This is a genomic window from Arthrobacter sp. JUb119, assembly GCF_024807995.1.
In the GTDB taxonomy this organism is placed as follows: domain Bacteria; phylum Actinomycetota; class Actinomycetes; order Actinomycetales; family Micrococcaceae; genus Glutamicibacter.
In genome coordinates this window covers 546,398-566,906 of the sequence record NZ_JANUFE010000002.1, presented here as the reverse complement: position 1 = coordinate 566,906, position 20,509 = coordinate 546,398, and the positions used below count along the sequence as shown (strand labels likewise).

The following is a 20,509-nucleotide window of genomic DNA, read 5'->3' as shown; positions in this document are numbered from 1 at the left end:
GGGCTAATTGCTTTCCGTTCTCGTGCGCGCCTTGGTGTACAGCGCGATGTCGAAGACCTGCCCGGGCTGGCGGATCGTTCCGTCCAGCTGCCACCGCCGGGGGTCCACTGGTTGCATCGGGTAGTTGAACAGCGACTTCAGCCCGTCGCCGAAGCGCATTGCGACCACCACGTCCTGCCGGGTGCGCGCGTGCAGCTGGTGCAGCAGCTCGTATTTCACGGCCACCGTGGAGCTGAAGACGATGTGCGTGGCCTGCGGCAGGAAGTCCAGCTGGTGGATTTGATCGCCCTGCAGGCCGATGTCCAGGCCCTGCCCCAGCTGCGCCACGACCCGGCGGCCCAGCTCCAGCGCTTCGGGATCGATGTCGATCCCCACGGCGCTGGCCCCGGTGCGCGAGGCCAGGTTCAGCAGGGTCATCGGGAAGGAACCCGAGCCGACCAGCAGCACCTTGGAGCTGGAGTCCGGGGCGACGGCGCCGAATTCCCCGGCGATGCACGATTCGATGTTGGCGAAGTAGCCCTCGGCTCCGCTGCGGCCTTCGAGCAGGCGCAGCGCCCGGTACTTCTCGATGACTGCGACGCAGCGCGCCGATTCGGTGCGCAGCGCCGCCACCAGCGCCGTGCCCTGGTCGGTGGCGGCCATCTGGGCATAGCCCGGTTCATTGGCCGGGTCGGTGACCAGCTGCGCATAGCCGGCCAGCAGCTCTTCGAGCGCCGCCGCGTGCCGCGTCGATCCGTCATAGTCTCGGGCGGCTTCGGCGAACCGTCCGAGGTAGCCGTGCAGCACGCCGGCCAGGCCGGCGGCGGCCTGAGGGGCCAGTGGTGTTTCAGTCATGGATATATGCAGTCCCTTCGGCCACGATGCTTACTTCGGTGCTGATCCGCAGCGCGGTGGCCTTGGCGCGGCTGCCATCGGCGTGCACCTGCACGGTGCCTCCGGGCTGTTTCACGCTGGCATTGACCGGAGCGCCGGCTTTCGTTGCCAGGTAGGCGCCCAGCGCGGCGCTTCCCGAGCCGCAGCTGCCCTCCCAGATGAGGCTGCCCAGCGCCGGGACGCTGACCAGCGGGGCCAGCTGCCCGCGGTCCGGATCGTAGAGCATGATGCCCACGACGGACACCGCTTCGCTGGCGCCCAGGTCCAGGGCCAGCTGCTGCGCATGCCCGCGCAGCTGGGGATCCGAGCCGTCGCATTCGGCGACCAGGTGCACCGCATCGGCGTAGCGCACCAGCCCGGCGCCGGCGACGCCCGGGAACGGGTACGGGTCGATGCGCAGCGGCCAGGGCATCTTCAGCTGGCAGCGGTAGGCGGCACCGGCCGGCTCGACCCGGCAGCCCAGCAGCTGCGCGGCGCCGGAGGCTTCGATCAGCAGCTCAAGCGGGCCGCTGCGGGCGCGGCGCGCGGCCTGCAGCGCGGCCAGCGACATCGCGGCATTGGCGCAGAATTCGCCACCGGCCATGTGCAGCCGGGCCTGGGCCCGGGGCGAGCTGGGAGGCAGGATGAACCCGACTTGCTCGGCGTGCACATGCTCGGCGCGCAGCAGCCGGTCAGCGATGCTGCGGTAGTGCGCCGCGGGGTGCCGGCTGGTCACCAGCACGGTGGTATTCGATGCCGGACTGAGCTTGACGAATTCCACGGGGGTGGCGCCCCGGACCAGGCCACGGCTGGGGCCGCGTCCGTGCCCCGGGCGGGCCGCGCGGCGCGATGAGGCCGCTTGCCGGCGCAGCGCCGCTGGCTGGCTCATCAACGGGCCAGCCGGTCGGCGATCAGCTCGACCCCGTCCACTGCCAGCGGACCGGGCGAGGAATAGTAGTAGTTCAGCGGCACGATGGCGCTGTCCTGCTCGATGGCGGGCAATCCGGCCAATTCGGGGCGGTCGCGCAGCGCCTCGATGACCTGCTGGTCGGTTTCCAAGTTCGAGGAGCCTGTCGGCAGGTACATGGCGAAGACCTTGTCGGCGCCGCTGTTCACGAGTTCTTCGGTGGAGGGCTCGAAGTAGCGCTTGGGCACGTCGTTGAAGACGTTCTGAAGGCCAAGCAGTTCCATCTGCTCGGCAACCAGCGATTCATGGCCGTAGGATCCCAAGGTGCCTGCGGTGGGCACGTACAGCGGCATCCCGCGCTGCTGGCTTTCCTGCTTGACGCTGCGCGCGGCTTGCTCGACGCGTGCTCGCATCTGCTGCACGGAGTCCTCGGCCGCCTGCTCGGTGCCGAAGAGCTGGCCGTAGGACTGGACATCCTTGTAGATCTGGTCGAAGCCGCTCAGCCCGCCGGTGGATCGGTCCTCGAATCCGGCGCAATATCCGCTGACGGTCAGCATCTTCACTCCGGCGCTTTCCAGGCGTTCAGCCAACGAGTCGAGATCGATTCCAGCAGCGATATCGGTGCCGATCACCACGTCTGCTCCGGAGTCCAGGATCATTTCGTAGGAGACATCATGCGAGTCCTCGGTAATCCGCTCCGCGTTGCGCACGGCCGCCATGGTTTCTTCGTCGAAAGGCACCTGCCAGCTGCCTGCGTAGTGCGTGAGCTTGTCTCCCGCTCCAGCGGCGGCCAGCAGGGCCGGGGCTTCCGACCCGACTGCAAGAACGCTGTCCGGCGCCTTGTCGAAGACGACCTGCCTTCCGCAACTATCCAAGGCAAGGCTCTTCGCATCGGTGCCTTGCGGTGCACCGCTGGCAGTTCCGGCCGGCGCGCTGCATCCGGTGGCCAGGACCAGGGCGGCAACCGGCACGGCCAACTTCCAGGGATTGAGTTTTTTCATCTATCAGTGCTCCAATCATGGCGGGCAGGCCTCGGCCGCCGAGTTACGGCGAGCTCCTCTGCCAACAGAGCTAAACACTAATGAGAATCATTATCAATTGTCAAAAAGAGCAAGCAACGGAATTCCCCTCAGCCAAGCCGCCGCCATTTCCGGACAAGGAAAAGCAGCCGCACTGCCCGTCATTGCGTGGGCGGTGCGGCTGCTGTGAAGCTATATTTTCGTGCTGGTTTGCCGGGCTACAGCCCCTCGGAAGTCAGCCATGCCGAAGCGATGTCGGCGGCAGACTTCTTGTCCACGGTGCTCTGCACGTTGAGGTCCACCAGAACCTGCGCTGTCAGTTTTTCGCTGACCGGGTTCAGGACTTCTGCCAATTTCCCGGATTGATCAGCGGCCACCAATGGCACCACATTCGATGCCAGGAATAGCGACTTCGGGTCCTCAAGAACTACCAAGTCCTCCGTCTGGATCCGCGGATCGGCGGTAAAGACGTTGGCGACATTCACCGTGCCGGCGGCAAGGTCTTCAACGGTCGTGTCGCCAGTTGCCGAGAATTCGGCCTTGACGCCATAGACGCTCTCCAAGCCCTGGGGTCCATAGGGGCGTTGGGCCAATTCAGGTGGGCCGCCCACGGTCAAGGGTTCGGAAATGCCGGCCAGATCCTCGATGCTCGCGACCTTATTGGCTTCAGCGAATTCCTTGGTCACCGTGTAGGAGTCCTGATCCGATGCTGGCGCGGCTTCGAGCACGGCCAATGATTCCGGCAAGGATTCCTTCAGCTCGCTGTACACCTCATCGGCGGAGCGTGCTTCGGTGTCTTCCTTGTAGAACTGCAGCAGGTTGCCGGTGTATTCAGGGAAGACATCAATGCTGCCGTCTTCCAGCTGGGGCATATAGGCATCGCGCTGCCCGATGCTGAATTTCCGTTCCACTTCCATGCCGGCTCCCTCAAGCGCCTGGGCATAGATCTCAGCAACGATTTCATTGGAATAGTAGGCCTGCGAACCGACAACGATCGATTCTCCCCCCTCCTGGGCAGCATCGCTTTCGGTGGCCAACGGATCCGCACCGGAGCATCCAGCAAGTGCGAGGCTTCCGGCCAGCACGAGAGCACTCGTGGACAAAATCTGCTTGATTTTCATGACATTTCCCTTTCGCGGGTGATTGAGTCATCGGTATCTTGGAAAGTCTTCTTCTTTGAGGGCACGCCCAGCCCGCGGGGTACTGCCGCTTTCTGGGCGATGGCAAATGCCAAATCCAGCACCAAGGCCAGCGCGGCAACCATCAAGGCGCCTCCCAGGACCATGTCGAAGCGCCGCAGGTTCAGACCGGTGATGATGGGCAATCCCAGGCCGCCGAGATTCACGTAGGCGGCAACAGTAACGGTGGCGACCACTTGTAGCACTGCGGAGCGGATCCCGCCTACGAGCAGCGCAAGTCCCAGCGGGATCTCGACTTTGACGAGGATCTGCCATTCGGTCATCCCCATGGCCCGGGCAGCATCGATGGTCTTGCGGTCAATTGCTTCGAAGCCGGTATAGGCTCCGGCCAGCAGTGATGGAATCGCCAGCACGACGAAGGTCAGCATGGCCGCTTCTGGCTTGTGCAGTACCCCCAGAAGCAGCACCAGCAGAATCAGCAGTCCGAAGGATGGCACCGCACGCGCAACGCCGGCCAGCCCGACGGCCAATTCCCTTCCTCGCCCCGTATGCCCAATGGCCCACCCCGCAGGGATGGCAATCGCGCTAGCAATCAGCACAGCAACCACCGTGAACAGCAAGTGCTGCCCCAGCAAGCTAGCCAGTCCCCCATCGCCCTGCCACTGCTCGGGAGCGAAGATCCACGCCAGCGCATCGGAAATCAGATTCATGAGGACACCTTCTGCGTGGATGGCTGCGCTGCAGTTCGTTTTTGCCTGGTGCTCGTTGCAGCCCAAGGCATCAGCCAACGGCCGGCCAGGAGCAACAACAGGTCAACGAGCAACGCGATCGCTGCCACCGCGATGATCCCCGCCAGGACTTCTTCAATGATGCGACGCTGCAGACCGTTGGTGAACAGGTAGCCCAAGTTGGTTACCCCGACCAGGATGCCGACCGTTGCCAGCGAGATGGTGCTGACCGCTGTCACTCGCAATCCAGCCAGAACTACGGGACCGGCCAAGGGAAGGTCGACAGCGAAGAAGCGGCGTGCCGATCCGTAGCCCATGGCAGTTGCGGCCGACCTGGTCGCCGGGTCCACCGAGTTCAGCCCATCGACCACGCTGCGCACCATGATCGCTATCGCGTAGATCGCCAAGGCGAGAATGAGATTGGCTTCGCTGATCGCGCTCATCCCGGTGAGTACGGGCAGGATCATCAGCAGAGCCAGCGAAGGGATCGTGTAGAGCAATCCGGTGATGCTCACGACCGGTCCGCGCACCAGTTTGTAGCGCCAGGCCACCCAACCCAGCGGAATCGACAGGATGAATCCGAGAATGATTGCTATCAGGGACTGGCGCAGGTGCTCCAGCGATAGCGAACCAATGAGTCCGAGATTTTCCAGGACCCAGTTCACTGGACTGACCCATCCTCGACGAGCTTGCCTTGAGTCCGGCCTTGCGCATCAACCAGGACGGTTCCGTGCTCGGTCTGCTTCAAGCTCAGCGCCCGTGCCCCACGCTGCGCGCCAATGAAGGAGGCGACAAAATCATTGGCCGGATTTTCAATGATCTCGCTGGGGCTGCCGACCTGGAGCTTCTGTGCGCCCGCCGCCAGAATTACCACCTGGTCCCCCAGGAGGAAGGCTTCATCAATATCGTGGGTGACAAAAACAATGGTCTTATCGAGTTCTCTTTGGAGACGAAGCAATTCTTCTTGCAGCTCGGCGCGAACGATAGGGTCCACGGCGCCGAAGGGCTCGTCCATGAGCAGGATGTTCGGATCGGCGGCCAGCCCGCGTGCCACGCCAACGCGTTGCTGCTGGCCTCCAGAGAGCTGATGCGGATACCTGTCGGCCATGGAGCCGGCCAGCCCAACCGTGCCCATCAGTTCCAAGGCACGCGCTCGTGATGCCTTGCTCGTTTCACCCATGAGCCTCGGCACGGTCGCAATGTTCTGTGCGACAGTGAAATGAGGCAGCAGGCCGGAGTTCTGCATCACGTAGCCGATGCTGCGGCGCAGGCCCACCGCCGGCTTGCTGGCGATGTCCTCGCCGTCGATACGGAGCGTACCGCTGCTCGGATCAACCATGCGGTTGATCATCCGCAGCAATGTTGTCTTGCCGCAGCCTGAGGAACCGACGAAGACAGTGGTGCGGTGGGCCGGAATTTGCAGGCTGAAATCCTTGACGGCAACGGTGCCACCCGGATAGTGCTTGGAAACTTTATCGAACTCAATCATGCACATTCCTCCACAGCGGCTTCGATCCAACCCATTGGGTGATGCCCGGGCATATTCCGTCTCCTTGAGCTGGCGTTGAGCCCAATTCTGCCTTAAAAGTGCTGTGACAGCACCAGATGTCCGGGAAATAGCCAGTTTCAGGCTGCGTGGTGGTTCCCGGTTTCCTTCGGGAACATCGGTAGAGTCAGTGAAAATCATCTTTACTGCATTGGGAGAAGACCTTGCGCATACGCACAATTGGCATCGCGACGGCAACCTTAATCGTTGGCGCCCTGGCACTCTCATCACCGGCACTCGCTGGCCAGCAAGACGTCGCCCCATCCGGTGATTGGGACAGCTCAGTGTCCATGGAAGCCCGCACCGGCGAGGTGCTGGAGCAGATCGATATGGACCAGTGGGATTCGGTCGTCGTAGTAGACGCGCAAACAGGGCAAATCCTGCTGCAAAGTCCCGCCCCGGCAATCGAGCTCGATGACTCGCCAAGTCCTGCATACCTGGGCTTCTTTGGCTGACGCTTGAGCTGTGGTGCATGCCTTGCGCTTGATTTCCCATAAAAATATTGCCTCGAACCTTAATTGGTTCGAGGCAATATTTTTGGAAGCCTAGGCTTCGAGCACTACAGGAACGATCATTGGGCGGCGACGCAGCTTGCGCGATACCCACGAGCCGATAACGCGGCGAGTGATCTGCTGCAGCTGGTGCGTGGAGTGGTTCGGGTTGTTGCCCACCGCTTCCATAATCGCAGCTGCGATCTTCGGCTTGATCTCGTTGAAGACCGAGTCCTCTTCGGCTACACCACGTGCGTGGATGTCCGGGCCGGAGATGATCGTGCCGTTCTGGCGGTTGATCACGGTGATGACCGAGATGAAGCCTTCTTCACCCAGGGTGACGCGGTCCTTCAGGTCATCATCGGTGATGGTGCCGACCTTGGAACCGTCAACGTAGACGTAGCCGCATTCGACCTGGCCAACGAGCTTTGCAACGCCGTCCTTCATGTCGATGACCGAGCCGTCGTCTGCCAGCAGCACGTTGTCCTCCGGGACACCGGCCTGCGCGGCCAGGCGGCCGTTGGCAATCAGGTGGCGGGTTTCGCCGTGCACCGGAAGCACGTTCTTCGGGCGCAGGATGTTGTAGCAGTAGAGCAATTCGCCAGCCGATGCGTGACCGGAAACGTGGACCTTGGCCATGCCCTTGTGGATGACCTCGGCGCCCAAGCGCATCAGGCCGTTGATCACGCGGAAGACCGAGTTCTCGTTGCCCGGGATCAGGCTGGAGGCCAGGATGACGGTGTCGCCCGGGTTGATCTGGACCTTGTGCTCGCCGTTGGCCATGCGGGACAGTGCAGCCATCGGCTCGCCCTGCGAACCGGTGGACATCAGCACGACCTTGTGGTCTGGCAGCGAATCGATCTGCTTCAGGTCGACCAGGACACCCTGTGGCACTTCGAGGTAGCCCAAGCGTTCGGCGATGCCCATATTGCGCACCATCGAGCGGCCGATGAAGGCCACCTTGCGGCCGTGCACCGCTGCGGCGTCCAGAACCTGCTGCACGCGGTGGACGTGCGAGGAGAACGAAGCGACGATGATGCGGCGGCGGGCGCGCGCGAACTTGGCCTCGAGTACCGGGCCGATTTCGCGTTCGGCAACGGTGAAGCCCGGAACTTCGGCGTTGGTGGAGTCCGGCAGGAACAAGTCCACGCCTTCCTCGCCCAGGCGCGCGAAGTGGCGCAGGTCGGTGATGCGGCCGTCAAGTGGCAGCTGGTCCATCTTGAAGTCGCCGGTGTGCAGCACGGTACCGGCTTCGGTGCGCAGGAATACTGCCAAGGCATCCGGGATCGAGTGGTTCACAGCTACGAACTCGCATTCGAAGTTGCCAACCTGCGCGATCTCGCCCTCCACCACGATATTGGTGTTGGCCTTGATGCGGTGTTCTGCCAGCTTTGCTTCGACGAAGGCCAGGGTCAGCTTCGACCCGTACAAAGGGATGTCTTCGCGCAGGCGCAACAGGTACGGAACAGCACCGATGTGGTCCTCGTGGCCGTGGGTCAGCACGAGGCCCACCACGTCGTCCAAGCGGTCCTTGATGTAGGAGAAGTCTGGCAGGATCAGATCCACACCAGGCTGGTGCTCCTCGGGGAAGAGCACGCCGCAGTCGATGATCAACAGTTTCCCGTTGAGTTCGAAAACGGTCATGTTTCGGCCGACCTCGCCCAAGCCGCCGAGGGGAACAATTCGCATTGTTCCCTTCTTCAGCTTCGCCGGAGTCTGCATACGCGCAGCGTCAGCCTTGCCTACTGAACTCTCAGTCATATGTGGTTAGTCCCTTTCGTTACAGATCCCATCCACCTTCACGTAGGTCCGCGCGGATGGCATCGAGCTCTGCGTCCGACGGTGCCAACAGCGGCAGTCGGACGACGGTGTTCGGCAGGACACCCTGCCAGTGAAGTCCATATTTTGCGGCCACGGCGCCCTGAATGTGGCCCATGATGCCGCGCTGGATCGCGTCCAGCTCAAAGTGTGTGGTGCGTGCAGTCGCCAGATCTCCTGCATGCATTGCATTAACAAGCGTACGGTACTTAGCGGCCGCAACGTGAGCGGTGACCGAAACCACGCCGACAGCACCTGCCGCCATCAGCGGCAAAGTCAGCCCATCGTCGCCGGAGTACACGTGCAGATCGGTTGTGGCCAGCACGGTGGTGGTGGACTGGTAATCCGCCTTGGCGTCCTTCAGCGCAATGACCTGAGGAATCCTGGACAGCTCAATGATGGTCTCGGGCGCCAGCGCGATGCCGGTGCGTCCCGGGATGTCGTAGAGCATGATGGGCAGCTCAACGGCTTCGGCGATGGCCTCGACGTGGGCGATGACGCCGGCCTGGCTTGGCTTGTTGTAGTAGGGGGTGGTCAACAGCACACCGTCTACGCCCGCTTCCTTGGCAGCCAGCGAGAGCTTGATGGAGTGACGGGTGTCGTTGGTAGTGGAACCGGCCAGCACTGCGGCACGGTCCCCCACCGCCTCGGCGACGGTACGGAACATCTCGATGTTCTCTTCATCGGTCAGGGTCGAGGTCTCGCCGGTGGTGCCGGTGACGACCAGTCCGTCGCAGCCATCATCAACCAGCTTCGTTGCCAGTTTGGCAGCCATCGCGTAATCGACTTCACCCGCTTCATCGAAGGGCGTGACCATAGCGGTCAGCACGGTACCGAACGGGTATGCCTGATTATCAATTGCACTTGTAGCCATGGCATTAAATCTACACTCGCGCATGTTGCAATGGCATCCCCCGCGCAATTCGTGGTGCGATGATTCCATGAACGATTTGGGTAGTTCCCAGCGGTTGCTGGGCGTGGACGCGGCACGGCTTGCCGCCATCCTCGGGATGTTCGCCGCGCACGTTTTCGCGCTCTATGAAACCAGCGGCGCACCCGCCTACTCCCCAACATTTACCGGGACTTTCGCCTCCGGCCGAGCATCTGTCCTGTTCATGGTGCTCGCGGGTTTATCCCTGGTTCTGCTCTCGAAATCCTTGGCTCGAAAGGGCTTTTCCCACCCTAAGGTTTACTCAGTCCTTGTGCTGAGAGCATTAATTATTGCCGTGCTCGGAATGGCAATTGGGTCAGTAAATGAAGCCATCGCGGTCATTCTTGTCCACTATGGGCTACTGTTTCTATTGCTTCCACTGGCGCTGAAGCTGTCGAGAATAACCATTTGGGTAGTCTCGGCCCTTTGGCTGCTGCTTATGCCGGTTCTTTGGCGACCGCTGGCCAGCAACTGGATTGCGGACTCGCTGGGCCATAATCCGAGCTTCGGCGACATTCTCACCCCGCAACTGCTCCTCAAGGATCTAACGGTCACCGGATACTACCCATTGATGGTCTGGTTCGGTTTCGGCCTTCTTGGAATAGCCATCGCAAGATGCAACCTGCACAGCACGAGGACTGCGAGCCTGCTTGCATTGGGCGGTTCGATTATCGCGGCGGCAACCCAATGGGTGGGCCATTCGGTGAGCATGCAAAATGCCGGGCTCATAGCCCGTGAACTGGGCCTGGAGTTATCCCTCGTTCCCACAATGATCACCACCGGGCGTTTGCCGGGCGCCAATCTGGATCCGTTCCTGGACAATCCAGCCTATCTCTGGCTGCCGACCGGTCACAGCAATTCTTCGCTCTCAACGCTGCACAACGCCGCCTGCGCTGTCGCTATCATCGGCCTGTTCCAGCTGATCATTGGTCGGCTGGGTGCGCTCGGCCGGATTCTGGCCGGCGCCGGCCGGGCCCCTCTGACCTTGTATGCAGGGCACATCATCTTGCTGCCGGCGCTGAAAGACCACTTGGACCCAATGGCCATTTGGTGGGTTCTCTGTGCAACGACGGCCGTCTTCGGAATTTGGCTTGGCTTCAGCAAGGCCTCTGGCCCTTTGGAATATGGCGTCCGGGTGTTTAGCGGAGCCGACAGCACCCCCGAAACGAAGGGCAAGTTCTAGAGCGATGACCCGGACTCTCGTGAGTCCGGGCCATCATCATGATGCTGTTTTATGCAATTACTGGCTGACCTTCTGGTCTGCTCGCCAGAATTCGATCGCAGTACGCATGGATTTGCGGGCGCGCGGCTTGTCACCGCAGGCTTCATACGCCAGTGCCAGACGGTACCAGGATTTCCATGATTCCGGGTTCTCTTCCACATCCTGCTGATGGATAGGGAAATCAGCGTCGGCGGCCGAACGGAGGAAACGTCCCGACGGCATGCGGGGAAGATCCTCTGGCAGCTCACCTGAGGCGGCCAAGGACTTGCCCATTTTCTCAGTGCGCAGCCCGAAGAGCACCTCGCGAATGAGGATCCAGACGCACAGTGCAGGAATAACCAGGATTGCAATGCCCATGACCTGCGCGACCAGTTCCCCGGTTTTCAGCAGACGGATCGCCTGGGTGAAGGTCATTCCAATGTACAGCGCGAACAGCAGCAGAATGCCGCCTACCCAAAGTTTCGTTTTCACTGGCCCAGCTCCAGGAAGCCATCAAGGCCATAGGTCAGGCCCGGGCGGGAGCCAACAGTACGCAGGCCCAGGAGGACGCCTGGCATGAACGAGGCACGGTCGAAGGAATCATGGCGCAAGGTGAACTGCTCCCCCGGGCCGCCAAAGAGCACTTCCTGGTGGGCTACGAGGCCGCGCAGGCGTACCGAATGAACGTTGATTCCATCGACGACTGCGCCACGGGCGCCATCGAGCTGGGTCTCGGTGGCGTCCGGGCTCGCGGGGACTCCAGCGGCTTCACGCGACTTCGCGATCAGTTCAGCGGTACGCACCGCGGTGCCGCTAGGCGCGTCCACCTTATTCGGGTGGTGCAGCTCAATGATCTCTACGGATTCGAAGTACTTGGCGGCCGTAGCCGCGAAAGCGCTGGCGAGCACCGAGCCCAGGGCGAAGTTGGGCGCAATCAGCACACCTGCCTGCGGATGCTTGCCCAGCAGCCCTTCCAAATTCGCGCGGCGATCATCAGCCCAGCCAGTGGTGCCAACCACTGCATGAAGCCCGTTCTCGACGGCAAAACGCACATTGGCCTCGGTGGATGCCGGCACAGAAAGGTCAACAATGTGCGTTGCTCCGGCTTCAAGGATCTGCGACAAATCGTCGCCTCTTCCCAAGCTTGCTACCAATTCCATGTCTGCAGCCTCAGTTACGGCCTTGACCGCTTCCGAGCCCATTCGTCCGGCCGCGCCGAGCACGGCCACCTTGATCTGTGCACTCATGGGCTTAAGCCTATCGCCCTGCAGGCACCTGCCTTGCCAACGATTACGTGATCTCACGCGAGTTTTGCAGCGAATACCCTGAGGCGATTTCCCAGATATTTGATTCTGCTTGTTCCCTACGGCCAGCCCAACTTGTTTTGCCTAGCAAATAGGGGAAAAATATGTGTCAGGAGTCTCCAAGTAGTAAGCAGGGCCATGGGTCAGAAAATTAAGCGCTTTGGTTTCGGCATCGGCGCAACGCTTGTCGCGACCTTTGCAATCACTTCCTGCGGTTCAGGCGATGAACCGATCACCCTGTCCGATGACGAGCGAGCAACTATTACTGATGTCGTCCAAGAACAGGGAACGGTCATCGATTCGCCGACTTGCCAGGTTGAGGTTTTCCGTATCGAGGACTCCACGACCTACGGCTGGGCTACTTGCGCACCCGATAGCCAGGACTCGGCGGACACCGCTGCCCAGGCGGATGCCTTCCCGTTCCGCATTGACGGGCAGGAACTGCGCCGTCCAGATGACGGTTCCAAATACGAGGAAGGCGTGCAGGAGCTCTTCCCGGAAGACCTTCGTTCCGCTATTACCCAGCATTCGACCGGGGCGGGCGGTTAATTCCTTTTTGCCTGTCTCGCCATTTCAGGTGAGCGTGCCGATTTTCCCTACCGATAGTGTGTGCGCACTTTTCGCACGATGAAAGGCTGGCGTGCGCCACGATTACTTTGGGCAATTGCCCGAATCCCTCAGGACCAGGCTTTCGGTTCGTGTCGCGGGCCATGGCCCTGACGTGGTGCTGATTCACGGGCTCGGAGCATCCAGCCGCTATTTCACTCCGCTGGCCAACATCTTGGCTAAGAAGTATCGAGTGATCGTTCCCGAGCTTCCAGGCCACGGCAAGAATCTGGATGATGGCCGCCCGGTGACCGTACCGCGTTTCGCGCACGAAGTAGCATTGGCGTTGCGCGAGCTGAAGGTTGAGAACGCTATCGTCCTCGGGCATTCCATGGGCGCGCAGGTTTCCATTGAGCTAGCTCGCGCGTGGCCGGATCTGGTCAAGCACCTGGTCATTGCAGCTCCTGCGGTCAACGACCGTGAAGCGACGCTGTTCAGGCAGGCCCGCCGGCTCTTTGAAGATTTCCCGCACGAGTTGAACTCGGTGAAGGCAATATTGCTCGTCGATTACTTGCGCTGCGGCATCCCGTGGTGGGCCAAAAGCTGCGCCCAGATGCTGGACTACTCCACCGTTGATTTGCTCCGTACGGTCCAGTGCCCGATTGATGTCGTGTGCGGCACCCGGGATCCGCTGTCTCCACCCGAGTTCGGTCTTCGCCTGGTCGCAAGAACACCGCAAGCCAAGCTCACCGTCATGCGTCATGGTGCGCATGGCTTCAATTTCTCTCATGCGCCCGAGCTTGCAGCGCTAGTAGATGCCGCGGCATGACCCAGAGAAAACGGCGATGCCCCTAGAATCGAAATCCTCGGATTCGATTCCAGGGGCACGGCATCCAGCTCTAGAGGCCTAAGTCGGCTTCACTTTCAAACGGTCCCACCACGGTGATCACTCGATCCTTGGAGGCCAGTTCCTGGGCCAGATCCTGAACTTCCTGGGCCGTGACGGCATTGACGCGAGACAGTGCTTCGTCGATGTCCTGGAATTCTCCGGTAATCATTTCTGCCCGGCCCAAACGGGACATGCGGCTTCCTGGATCCTCCAGTGCCAGCACCGTTCCACCAGATAGCTGGCCCTTGGCCTGCGCCAATTCAGTTTCGGTGATGCCGTCCTTGGCCAACCGATCAAGCTCGGCCCCCAGCAGCCCGATAACCTGAGCAGCCTTAGCCGGGGCGCAGCCCGCGTACATGCCAAAGTAGCCGGCATCGGTGTAGGCGGCGGAGAAGGAGTAGGTCGAGTACACCAGTCCACGCTTCTCGCGAATTTCCTGGAACAACCTTGAGCTCATGCCGCCGCCGAGAACAGCGTTCAGCACTGCGAGAACCTGACGGCGGTCATCATGTCCGGTGATGCCGGAGCATCCCATGATGATGTTGGCTTGCTCGCCCGGACGGTTGATTACTTCCAGCCCGGCCTTCGAAGTGATCTGCGCTGGTTCACCCATGCGGCGTGGTTCTGGCACAGCCATCGGGTCCAGTTCCCAGCCTGCTTCGGTCAGCGCCTTGAGAAGCAGCTCGCACAGCTTGTCGTGCTCCAGGGATCCGGCGGCAGTAACAATCAACTCGCTTGGGCGGTAGTGCGCACGATAGTGCTCCATGACTGCCTCGCGGGAGATCTCCATGATCTCTTCAGGAGTTCCTCCAATGGGACGTCCCAATGGGTGATCGCCCAAGACATTGGCAACGAACCGCTCGTGGGCGACATCCATCGCGTCATCTGCATCCATGGCCAGCTCTTCGATGATCACCCCGCGTTCCTGTTCCAATTCCTGCGGGTCGATAACTGCAGAGGTAACCATGTCGGCGATGACCTCAAGGGCCATTGGCAGCTCCGTGTCCAGGACGCGGGCGTAATAGCAGGTCGATTCCTTGGCGGTGGCTGCGTTTGATTCGCCGCCCACGGCATCGAAGGACTGGGCGATTTCCAAGGCAGTGCGCTTGGCAGTGCCCTTGAACAGCAGGTGCTCCAGGAAGTGCGTGGAGCCGAAGTGCCCTGATTCCTCGTCGCGGGAACCGACCGGTACCCAGAAGCCCACTGTGGTGGACCGCTGTCCGGGCATCGCTTCTGTCAGGACTCGTACGCCACCGGGCAGGATGCTGCGCCGGACTTCAGAGCCGCCTTCGCCTCGGTGGACCAACGTCGGGTCCGCCGGGTCAATCGGAGAAAACTGCGTGGTCTCCACCGAATGCAACGGCAATGGAATCATGGCCACGAATATACGTCCTTAAGTCGTCGAGAATAGCCATTTCAAGCTAAGTACACTGTCTTTCATTCTCCCATAGAACCGCGGTTTGAAAGCAATAGCTCAGTGGTGACGGAGCCATCACATTCTGGGAAATTACGCGATCGGACCGCGACTGCGGCAATACTCACTAGCTCGGTTGGTGGGCTAAGTTGCGTCGAGATATCCGCGTTTCTCGGCGTCAGCGCACACTGGGGTCTGCCGTCCTGGGTCACTTGAAGCGCAGGCTAGATAAACAGTGTTCGCTGCATTTTCTGTGCTCAATTCCGGATATCCCATTGATCCGGGATTATAGGAGACGGCAGTGCTCCACTCATCGAGGTTCTTGCAAGCATTGAGCGCCATTTTCTCTGCTTCGCTAATCTTAATTTGCGGCGTTTCATGATCAGACCAGGCTTCGTTCTGCTTTTGAATTGCCGACTGGCATTCCTCGCCGATATTAGATGTCCTAGCCGCATCGAAATTCTCGCATCCGCTGATAGCTAATGCCACGGCGCGCAGTGCTGCAGCTAAGAAGTGAACTCTGCGCATAGTCTCCATGCTACCGACGGGATCCTGCAAGTTGGCGAATCGGCGGCCATCATTTCCTTTCGGCGAAGGGACAACAAAGCAAGAAAATCCCGCACGTTCCAAACGGAACACACGGGATTTCCAGATCTCAAGCTATTGCTCAGGCAAGCTTGGAACGATCGAACGCATCAAGGCTGATGCCCTGCTCCAAGACGACCTTGGCCCACTCGCGAGCAGAGTGCAGGGAATGGTCGCGGTAGTTGCCACAGCTTACGGCTTCGGTTCCTGGAACATCTTCCCAGGTAACCTTCTCCGCGATATCTTCCAGCGAGCTCTTGATCGCAGCGGCGACGACCTCCGGTGTCGGCTCGCCCCACAAGATCATATGGAAGCCGGTGCGGCAGCCAAATGGGGAGAAATCGATCAGGCCATCGATGCGGGTACGCAGCAGACCAGCCATGGTGTGCTCGATGGTGTGCAAACCTGCCGTTGGAATCTCACCGTGGTTCGGCTGCACTAAACGGATGTCGTAGTTGGAGATGGCGTCTCCCTTGGGACCGTGCTCCACCCCGATTTTGCGCACATACGGCGCCTTGACCTTGGTGTGGTCCAGTGCAAAGCTTTCAACTTCAGCAAGTTCAATATCACTCATATGCAAAGTCTATCTGCTCACCGTCTGGCGAATCGAGAGCTTATCGAAGGAGGTAACCGATAGACTTCTTAGGACGTTCGGGGCAGCAATTCCCGAACTGATTTCTTTAGAGGGGAAGTTCATGTCGGACCAGAAGTCCTTGCTCGTCTTTGCGCATGCAGACGAAGCCGTAGCCTTTGCAGATGTCGAGCACCTGATTTCTGGTGTTGGCAAGGTCAACGCGTCGGTAGCCTTGGCTGGCGCGCTTGCTGAAGGCAACATCAAAAACGTCGTCGTGCTTGGCACCGCTGGAGTTGTTGGCCATGCCGGTGAAGACCGCCCGAGCTTGGACACTATTTACCAGATCACCAAACTGATCCAGCATGATTTCCCGCTGCCATCGGCAGATGTGGACCCTACCGGCGCCATCCTGCTTCCTGATTTCCAGGTCACCATGGCTACCGGCGACGTGTTCGTCTCGAATGATGAGCAGCGTATCCACATCAAGTCCTTGGGCGCTTCGTTGGTCGATATGGAAGGCTACGCCTACGCAAGCATCTGCCAACGCTTCAACGTGCCGCTGCAGATCTTCAAGATCCCTTCCGATTACGCGGATGATTCGGCGTCGATCGACGAATGGGATGATATCGCCAAGCAGAAGAGCGTCCAGCTGCGCGAGTTCTACGACAAGCACCTGGGGTAGCAGACTGCCGCCGGGACCTTCCACCGAAGGTTAGCTCTAGAATTGAAACACCAGCAGCGAACGGAGATTGTTCCATGACAGCACAGGCAAAACCACACGTCGGTGCAGCAGAGCTCTCCATGCCCCGCCACCACCAGCTGATCGTTTCGCTTTTCGGCATGCATGCCCGCCAGCACGGCGGCGCCTTGCAGGTGGCGGCAATCATATCCCTGATGCAGGACGTGGGAGTCGAGCCTGCAGGCACTCGTTCCTCGATTTCCCGATTGAAGAAGCGCGGCATCATCGAAAGCGTGCAAGTCCGCGGTCGCAACGGATACTCGTTGTCCGAATCGGTGCTGACCACCTTTGCCGAAGGCGACGAGCGGATTTTCCATCCACGCCGCGCAACGGCCGAAGACCGCTGGCTGCTGGCAACCTTCACGGTCCCCGAAACCCAGCGCAACATCCGGCACAAGATCCGTTCCTCCCTGGTGCGCATGGGTTTCGGTTCGGTGGTCCCCGGGCTCTGGATTGCACCGGAACATGCCAAGGATCCTGCCTTGGCCTACTTCGCCCGGCACGGCCTGGACAAGTACTTCGAGTTCTTCCTGGCCGAGCACATCGGCGGCGCGCAGCTGCGCGAGAACCTGGATTCCTGGTGGGATTTAGGGACCCTGGAAGCTATGTACTCCGAATTCCTGAAGGAGAACCAGGGACGGTTGGAATTCTGGAAGGAACGCGCCGGCACGCAGCACAGCCCTGAGATCGATGCCCAGGGCTTCGCGGACCATCTGGTCCTGCTTACCCAGTGGCGCCGATTCCCCTATTCCGATCCCGGGCTGCCGGCCGAGCTGCTCCCGGAGGATTGGAACGCGTTGAAGGCTGAAGCGCTGTTCAAGGACCTGCATACGCTGCTGTCGCCACTGGCTTCGCGCCATGTACAGCGGGTGATCGGCGAGCAACGCTGATCTTTGCGCCTCGACCGATAGGAACAGGGCTGCGAAACCAATTGGTTTCGCAGCCCTGTTCCGCATCCAGGGACTAGTTGCGGTCCTGGATGACAGCCACGCCCTGGATTTCAATCAAGGCTTCCTGCTGCCAAAGCCGGCTTACCCCGATCCCTGCCATCGCAGGATATTCCGAACCGGCCATCTCGCGCCAAAGGCGCCCGATTTCCCTGCCATGGGCCATGTAATCATCCACATCGGTCAAGTAAATGGTCACGCTGGTCAGGTCCCCGGGGCGGCCCCCGGCTTCAACCAAGGTGGTCAGCACGTTGGAGAATGCCTGCTTGAACTGTTCCACGATGCCGCCGGGCACGATCTTCATATCCTTGTCCAGAGCGGTTTGCCCGCCGAGGTAGACCGTATCCCCCGCCTTGACTCCATGGGCATAGCCAGAGGGCTTCGCCATGGATGCGGGGTTGATTGTCTCGTTGCGGTGCAACTTGGTTTCAGTCATTTCCTACTCCTTGTACCGGGTGCATGAAATTTGCCCCAATTGGCTCTAGCGCCATCTTTGTGATGCGTGCTACATTGAGTTTACGTGACGGCGGTAAAAAAGTCGACACATAGCTTTTCACCCAACTGACAAAGGGAATCCACACATGAAACTCGCAACGATCCACGCCGGCGGGAAGAGCCTGGCGGCAATCCAGACCGATCAGGGATATCTGCCCCTGCCAGCTGGCGATCTCAGCGAGTTCCTCAAGCACCAGGACTGGAAAGCAATCGCCTCCGAAGCCCTGGAATCCAGCACCGCAGGCGATCTTATCCCCGCGGAGCAGGCCCGGCAGCTTAATCCGCTGCCAGCGCCCGCCAAGGTGATCTGCTGCGGGCTGAACTACAGCGATCACATCCTGGAAATGGGACGAGAACTGCCTGATTACCCCACGCTGTTCGCCAAGTACGCCGATACCCTGGCTGATCCCGACGCCGAGATTTCCAGTGCTTCCTCATCCAATGTGGATTGGGAAGCCGAACTGGCAGTGGTGCTCGGATCAGATGCATCCTCGGCATCCCTGGAGGAAGCCCAGTCCGCAATTGCCGGGTACACGGTAGCCAACGACATCTCGATGCGCGACTGGCAGCGCCGGACCTTGCAGTGGTTCCAAGGCAAGGCCTTCGACGGCACCACTCCCCTGGGTCCCGTGCTGGCCACGGCAGATGAGATCGACCCGGTGGCCGGCGCGGAGGTCATCTGCCGCATCAACGGCGAGGAAGTGCAACGCGGCAACACCTCGACGCTGGTGTTCTCCGCGGCGCGGCTGGTCAGCTACATTTCCGAATTCACCACGCTGCGTGCCGGGGACATCGTGCTGACCGGGACCCCCGGCGGAGTCGGAATGGGCATGGTTCCGCCTCGCTTCCTCGCTGACGGGGACCGGCTCGAAACCGAAATCCCTGGCATCGGCATCCTCTCCAACAGGTTCCGGCTCCGAGTGAACAGCCCGGCCCTGTCCCAATGACCATCAGCAACATCCCTCTACCGAAATTGAAGGAGCACACCATGACCGAAGCACCCATAACCTACCGCACCGAAGGCGACAATTCGATCTATGCCTCGGAAAATGGCCAGGTTGTCCCCGTAGTCACCCGGGCAGGATCCGAGGACACCAACACCGCCCAGTCTGGGGACTGCATCCGCGTCTCGGGAGTCAGCATCCAGCACACCCCCGCGACCAAGATCTGGTTCGGCCAAGTCTCCAATGTCCCGGGCTACCGTTCCCTGCCCCATCACCATGGCGAAGCGGAAACCGGCGGCTACGTGCTGCGCGGCCACGGCCGGATCTACTTCGGCGAGAACTACGAGCAGTACGCCGATATGAAGGCCGGTGACTGGGTCTTCGTCCCTCCATTCATGCCCCATGTAGAGGCCAACATGTCGGTCACCGAGGAACTGGTGTGGCTCACCGCCCGGACCCCGGAGAACATCGTGGTCAACCTGCCCGATGTCGCCGACGAATCCTTGGAAGGATACCGTCGAGCATGAGCACCACAGCATTGTCCGCCCAGGTCTTCCTGGACGCCATCAACCTGGCCGAATGCGATGCCGAAGTCTTCGACCAGGCTTTCACCGCCACCCCGCAGTACGTGCCTTGGCCCAAGGCCTACGGCGGCGACATGGTCGCCCAGGGCGCCCTGTCACTGATGAAGTCGGTGGGTGCCGACCGCAGCCTGCACTCCATGCACTCCTACTTCCTGCGGCCAGTGGATATGCACCAGCCGGTCCGCTACGAGGTGGAGCACCTGCGCGATGGCCGCGGCTATTCCACCCGCCAGGTGCGCGCCTTCCAGAACGGCAAGCCGGTCTACTGCGCGCTAGGCTCCTTCCACGTTCCCGAAGACGGGGCCGAATTCGCGCTCGATGCCCCCGGCGCTTCGCTGGACCTGGATCCGCAGTCCCTGGCCAGCGCCGCCGAGGCCCTGCAAGGCGTGGAGGGCGACGCCGCCAAGTACTGGGCCGGCGGCCGCAGCTTCGACATGCGCCATGTTCCCGAAGCCATCTACCTTCCCGGCGAGCGCGAAAAGTCCGGCAGCCAAGCGGTCTGGATCCGGGCCTTCTCACCGCTGCCCGATGATGCGGTGATCCAGAAGGCAGCCTTGGCCTATGTCTGCGATTACACCATCCTGGAGCCGATCATGCGCGGCCTCGGGCTGAGCTGGGGCGATGAGGGCCTGGTGACCGCCAGCTTGGACCATTCCATGTGGTTCCATCGCGAGGGGCGCATGGACGACTGGGTGCTTTACGCCCAGGAAGCCATTTCGAGCCAGGACAACCGCGGACTGGCCATCGGGCGCTTCTATGCCCGCGATGGCAAGCTGCTGGCCACCGTAGCCCAAGAAGGAATGATCCGCCCCGGGCGGAACGCCAACTAGGACTTCCCACCGAACCTGCCAACGGA

At 60.9% G+C, this 20,509-nt stretch carries 24 protein-coding genes; 9 read left to right on the top strand and 15 right to left on the bottom strand.

All coding sequences use genetic code 11. The features are described from left to right. Positions 1-3 precede the first annotated feature (3 nt). From M2368_RS08665 to M2368_RS08635, 7 genes are all read right to left on the bottom strand, one after another. A complete protein-coding gene (locus M2368_RS08665) occupies positions 4-834 on the bottom strand; it encodes a class I SAM-dependent methyltransferase (RefSeq protein WP_133832966.1) in 831 nt (276 codons plus the stop codon). After that, a complete protein-coding gene (locus tag M2368_RS08660) occupies positions 827-1,741 on the bottom strand; it encodes a histidine racemase CntK family protein (RefSeq protein WP_498724346.1) in 915 nt (304 codons plus the stop codon). The genes M2368_RS08665 and M2368_RS08660 overlap by 8 nt, the downstream gene beginning before the upstream one ends. After that, a complete protein-coding gene (locus tag M2368_RS08655; protein WP_332731419.1) occupies positions 1,741-2,760 on the bottom strand; it encodes an ABC transporter substrate-binding protein in 1,020 nt (339 codons plus the stop codon). The genes M2368_RS08660 and M2368_RS08655 overlap by 1 nt, the downstream gene beginning before the upstream one ends. A gap of 236 nt (positions 2,761-2,996) precedes the next feature. Beyond that, the gene (locus M2368_RS08650; RefSeq protein ID WP_105658182.1) at positions 2,997-3,899 is read right to left on the bottom strand and encodes an ABC transporter substrate-binding protein; all 903 of its coding nucleotides are present in this window, start codon (positions 3,897-3,899) and stop codon (positions 2,997-2,999) included. Continuing rightward, complete coding sequence (locus M2368_RS08645) at positions 3,896-4,627, bottom strand: ABC transporter permease (RefSeq protein ID WP_105658183.1); 732 nt, start codon at positions 4,625-4,627, stop codon at positions 3,896-3,898. The genes M2368_RS08650 and M2368_RS08645 overlap by 4 nt, the downstream gene beginning before the upstream one ends. After that, positions 4,624-5,310, bottom strand: coding sequence for an ABC transporter permease (locus M2368_RS08640; protein ID WP_332731422.1), 687 nt, complete (start codon positions 5,308-5,310; stop codon positions 4,624-4,626). The genes M2368_RS08645 and M2368_RS08640 overlap by 4 nt, the downstream gene beginning before the upstream one ends. Beyond that, on the bottom strand, positions 5,307-6,134 hold the full coding sequence (locus tag M2368_RS08635; protein WP_498724345.1) for an ABC transporter ATP-binding protein: 828 nt from the start codon (positions 6,132-6,134) through the stop codon (positions 5,307-5,309). The genes M2368_RS08640 and M2368_RS08635 overlap by 4 nt, the downstream gene beginning before the upstream one ends. Positions 6,135-6,355: 221 nt before the next feature. Between M2368_RS08635 and M2368_RS08630 the strand changes: the two genes are divergently transcribed. After that, positions 6,356-6,646 carry a hypothetical protein gene (locus M2368_RS08630; protein ID WP_426735031.1) on the top strand — a complete coding sequence of 97 codons (291 nt, stop codon included), beginning with the start codon at positions 6,356-6,358 and terminating at the stop codon, positions 6,644-6,646. A gap of 90 nt (positions 6,647-6,736) precedes the next feature. Here M2368_RS08630 and M2368_RS08625 read toward each other — a convergent pair whose 3' ends face one another. After that, on the bottom strand, positions 6,737-8,443 hold the full coding sequence (locus M2368_RS08625; RefSeq protein WP_105658187.1) for a ribonuclease J: 1,707 nt from the start codon (positions 8,441-8,443) through the stop codon (positions 6,737-6,739). Between the two features lie 19 nt (positions 8,444-8,462). Continuing rightward, complete coding sequence (dapA, locus tag M2368_RS08620) at positions 8,463-9,374, bottom strand: 4-hydroxy-tetrahydrodipicolinate synthase (RefSeq protein WP_105658188.1); 912 nt, start codon at positions 9,372-9,374, stop codon at positions 8,463-8,465. Between the two features lie 67 nt (positions 9,375-9,441). On the opposite strand from dapA, the gene M2368_RS08615 reads away from it, so the two are divergent. Beyond that, entirely contained in the window at positions 9,442-10,614 is a 1,173-nt protein-coding gene (locus M2368_RS08615) for a heparan-alpha-glucosaminide N-acetyltransferase domain-containing protein (RefSeq protein WP_434691445.1), read from the top strand. A 57-nt stretch (positions 10,615-10,671) separates the two neighbouring features. Here M2368_RS08615 and M2368_RS08610 read toward each other — a convergent pair whose 3' ends face one another. Then, positions 10,672-11,124: a tetratricopeptide repeat protein gene (locus tag M2368_RS08610; RefSeq protein ID WP_133832973.1), complete on the bottom strand. Its 453-nt coding sequence runs from the start codon at positions 11,122-11,124 to the stop codon at positions 10,672-10,674. Beyond that, positions 11,121-11,879 carry a 4-hydroxy-tetrahydrodipicolinate reductase gene (gene dapB / locus M2368_RS08605; protein WP_498724344.1) on the bottom strand — a complete coding sequence of 253 codons (759 nt, stop codon included), beginning with the start codon at positions 11,877-11,879 and terminating at the stop codon, positions 11,121-11,123. Before dapB ends, M2368_RS08610 begins: the two co-directional genes overlap by 4 nt. Before the next feature lie 195 nt (positions 11,880-12,074). On the opposite strand from dapB, the gene M2368_RS08600 reads away from it, so the two are divergent. Together M2368_RS08600 and M2368_RS08595 are read left to right on the top strand one after the other, a co-directional pair. Beyond that, complete coding sequence (locus tag M2368_RS08600; protein ID WP_105658192.1) at positions 12,075-12,485, top strand: hypothetical protein; 411 nt, start codon at positions 12,075-12,077, stop codon at positions 12,483-12,485. A 115-nt stretch (positions 12,486-12,600) separates the two neighbouring features. Continuing rightward, complete coding sequence (locus tag M2368_RS08595; RefSeq protein WP_181148897.1) at positions 12,601-13,311, top strand: alpha/beta fold hydrolase; 711 nt, start codon at positions 12,601-12,603, stop codon at positions 13,309-13,311. A 70-nt stretch (positions 13,312-13,381) separates the two neighbouring features. Here M2368_RS08595 and M2368_RS08590 read toward each other — a convergent pair whose 3' ends face one another. From M2368_RS08590 to M2368_RS08580, 3 genes are all read right to left on the bottom strand, one after another. Next, the gene (locus M2368_RS08590) at positions 13,382-14,752 is read right to left on the bottom strand and encodes a M16 family metallopeptidase (RefSeq protein ID WP_332487865.1); all 1,371 of its coding nucleotides are present in this window, start codon (positions 14,750-14,752) and stop codon (positions 13,382-13,384) included. Positions 14,753-14,929: 177 nt separating this feature from the next. Then, a complete protein-coding gene (locus M2368_RS08585; protein WP_146112930.1) occupies positions 14,930-15,424 on the bottom strand; it encodes a hypothetical protein in 495 nt (164 codons plus the stop codon). Between the two features lie 28 nt (positions 15,425-15,452). Continuing rightward, on the bottom strand, positions 15,453-15,944 hold the full coding sequence (locus M2368_RS08580) for an S-ribosylhomocysteine lyase (RefSeq protein WP_105661860.1): 492 nt from the start codon (positions 15,942-15,944) through the stop codon (positions 15,453-15,455). Between the two features lie 121 nt (positions 15,945-16,065). On the opposite strand from M2368_RS08580, the gene M2368_RS08575 reads away from it, so the two are divergent. Beyond that, a complete protein-coding gene (locus tag M2368_RS08575; protein ID WP_332499029.1) occupies positions 16,066-16,626 on the top strand; it encodes a phosphorylase family protein in 561 nt (186 codons plus the stop codon). A 74-nt stretch (positions 16,627-16,700) separates the two neighbouring features. Continuing rightward, complete coding sequence (locus M2368_RS08570) at positions 16,701-17,573, top strand: PaaX family transcriptional regulator (RefSeq protein WP_434691455.1); 873 nt, start codon at positions 16,701-16,703, stop codon at positions 17,571-17,573. Positions 17,574-17,646: 73 nt separating this feature from the next. On the opposite strand, the gene M2368_RS08565 is transcribed toward M2368_RS08570, so the two are convergent. After that, complete coding sequence (locus M2368_RS08565) at positions 17,647-18,066, bottom strand: RidA family protein (RefSeq protein ID WP_498724343.1); 420 nt, start codon at positions 18,064-18,066, stop codon at positions 17,647-17,649. 145 nt (positions 18,067-18,211) lie between these two features. Here M2368_RS08565 and M2368_RS08560 point away from each other — a divergent pair, with 145 nt between their 5' ends. Genes M2368_RS08560 through M2368_RS08550 form a run of 3 tightly spaced genes read left to right on the top strand, consistent with a single transcriptional unit; the run spans position 18,212 to position 20,483 of the window. Further along, complete coding sequence (locus tag M2368_RS08560) at positions 18,212-19,072, top strand: fumarylacetoacetate hydrolase family protein (protein ID WP_498724342.1); 861 nt, start codon at positions 18,212-18,214, stop codon at positions 19,070-19,072. 41 nt (positions 19,073-19,113) lie between these two features. Further along, positions 19,114-19,596 carry a cupin domain-containing protein gene (locus M2368_RS08555; RefSeq protein ID WP_105658199.1) on the top strand — a complete coding sequence of 161 codons (483 nt, stop codon included), beginning with the start codon at positions 19,114-19,116 and terminating at the stop codon, positions 19,594-19,596. Then, positions 19,593-20,483 carry an acyl-CoA thioesterase gene (locus M2368_RS08550; protein WP_498724341.1) on the top strand — a complete coding sequence of 297 codons (891 nt, stop codon included), beginning with the start codon at positions 19,593-19,595 and terminating at the stop codon, positions 20,481-20,483. The genes M2368_RS08555 and M2368_RS08550 overlap by 4 nt, the downstream gene beginning before the upstream one ends. Positions 20,484-20,509: the final 26 nt, after the last annotated feature.

Bases quoted from the DNA above. Each gene is read 5' to 3' on its own strand.
- M2368_RS08665 (WP_133832966.1), bottom strand. From the start codon at position 834: ATGACTGAAACACCACTGGCCCCTCAGGCCGCCGCCGGCCTGGCCGGC.
- M2368_RS08660 (WP_498724346.1), bottom strand. From the start codon at position 1,741: ATGAGCCAGCCAGCGGCGCTGCGCCGGCAAGCGGCCTCATCGCGCCGC.
- M2368_RS08655 (WP_332731419.1), bottom strand. From the start codon at position 2,760: ATGAAAAAACTCAATCCCTGGAAGTTGGCCGTGCCGGTTGCCGCCCTG.
- M2368_RS08650 (WP_105658182.1), bottom strand. From the start codon at position 3,899: ATGAAAATCAAGCAGATTTTGTCCACGAGTGCTCTCGTGCTGGCCGGA.
- M2368_RS08645 (WP_105658183.1), bottom strand. From the start codon at position 4,627: ATGAATCTGATTTCCGATGCGCTGGCGTGGATCTTCGCTCCCGAGCAG.
- M2368_RS08635 (WP_498724345.1), bottom strand. From the start codon at position 6,134: ATGATTGAGTTCGATAAAGTTTCCAAGCACTATCCGGGTGGCACCGTT.
- M2368_RS08625 (WP_105658187.1), bottom strand. From the start codon at position 8,443: ATGACTGAGAGTTCAGTAGGCAAGGCTGACGCTGCGCGTATGCAGACT.
- dapA (WP_105658188.1), bottom strand. From the start codon at position 9,374: ATGGCTACAAGTGCAATTGATAATCAGGCATACCCGTTCGGTACCGTG.
- M2368_RS08615 (WP_434691445.1), top strand. From the start codon at position 9,442: ATGAACGATTTGGGTAGTTCCCAGCGGTTGCTGGGCGTGGACGCGGCA.
- dapB (WP_498724344.1), bottom strand. From the start codon at position 11,879: ATGAGTGCACAGATCAAGGTGGCCGTGCTCGGCGCGGCCGGACGAATG.
- M2368_RS08600 (WP_105658192.1), top strand. From the start codon at position 12,075: ATGGGTCAGAAAATTAAGCGCTTTGGTTTCGGCATCGGCGCAACGCTT.
- M2368_RS08580 (WP_105661860.1), bottom strand. From the start codon at position 15,944: ATGAGTGATATTGAACTTGCTGAAGTTGAAAGCTTTGCACTGGACCAC.
- M2368_RS08575 (WP_332499029.1), top strand. From the start codon at position 16,066: ATGTCGGACCAGAAGTCCTTGCTCGTCTTTGCGCATGCAGACGAAGCC.
- M2368_RS08570 (WP_434691455.1), top strand. From the start codon at position 16,701: ATGACAGCACAGGCAAAACCACACGTCGGTGCAGCAGAGCTCTCCATG.
- M2368_RS08565 (WP_498724343.1), bottom strand. From the start codon at position 18,066: ATGACTGAAACCAAGTTGCACCGCAACGAGACAATCAACCCCGCATCC.
- M2368_RS08560 (WP_498724342.1), top strand. From the start codon at position 18,212: ATGAAACTCGCAACGATCCACGCCGGCGGGAAGAGCCTGGCGGCAATC.
- M2368_RS08555 (WP_105658199.1), top strand. From the start codon at position 19,114: ATGACCGAAGCACCCATAACCTACCGCACCGAAGGCGACAATTCGATC.
- M2368_RS08550 (WP_498724341.1), top strand. From the start codon at position 19,593: ATGAGCACCACAGCATTGTCCGCCCAGGTCTTCCTGGACGCCATCAAC.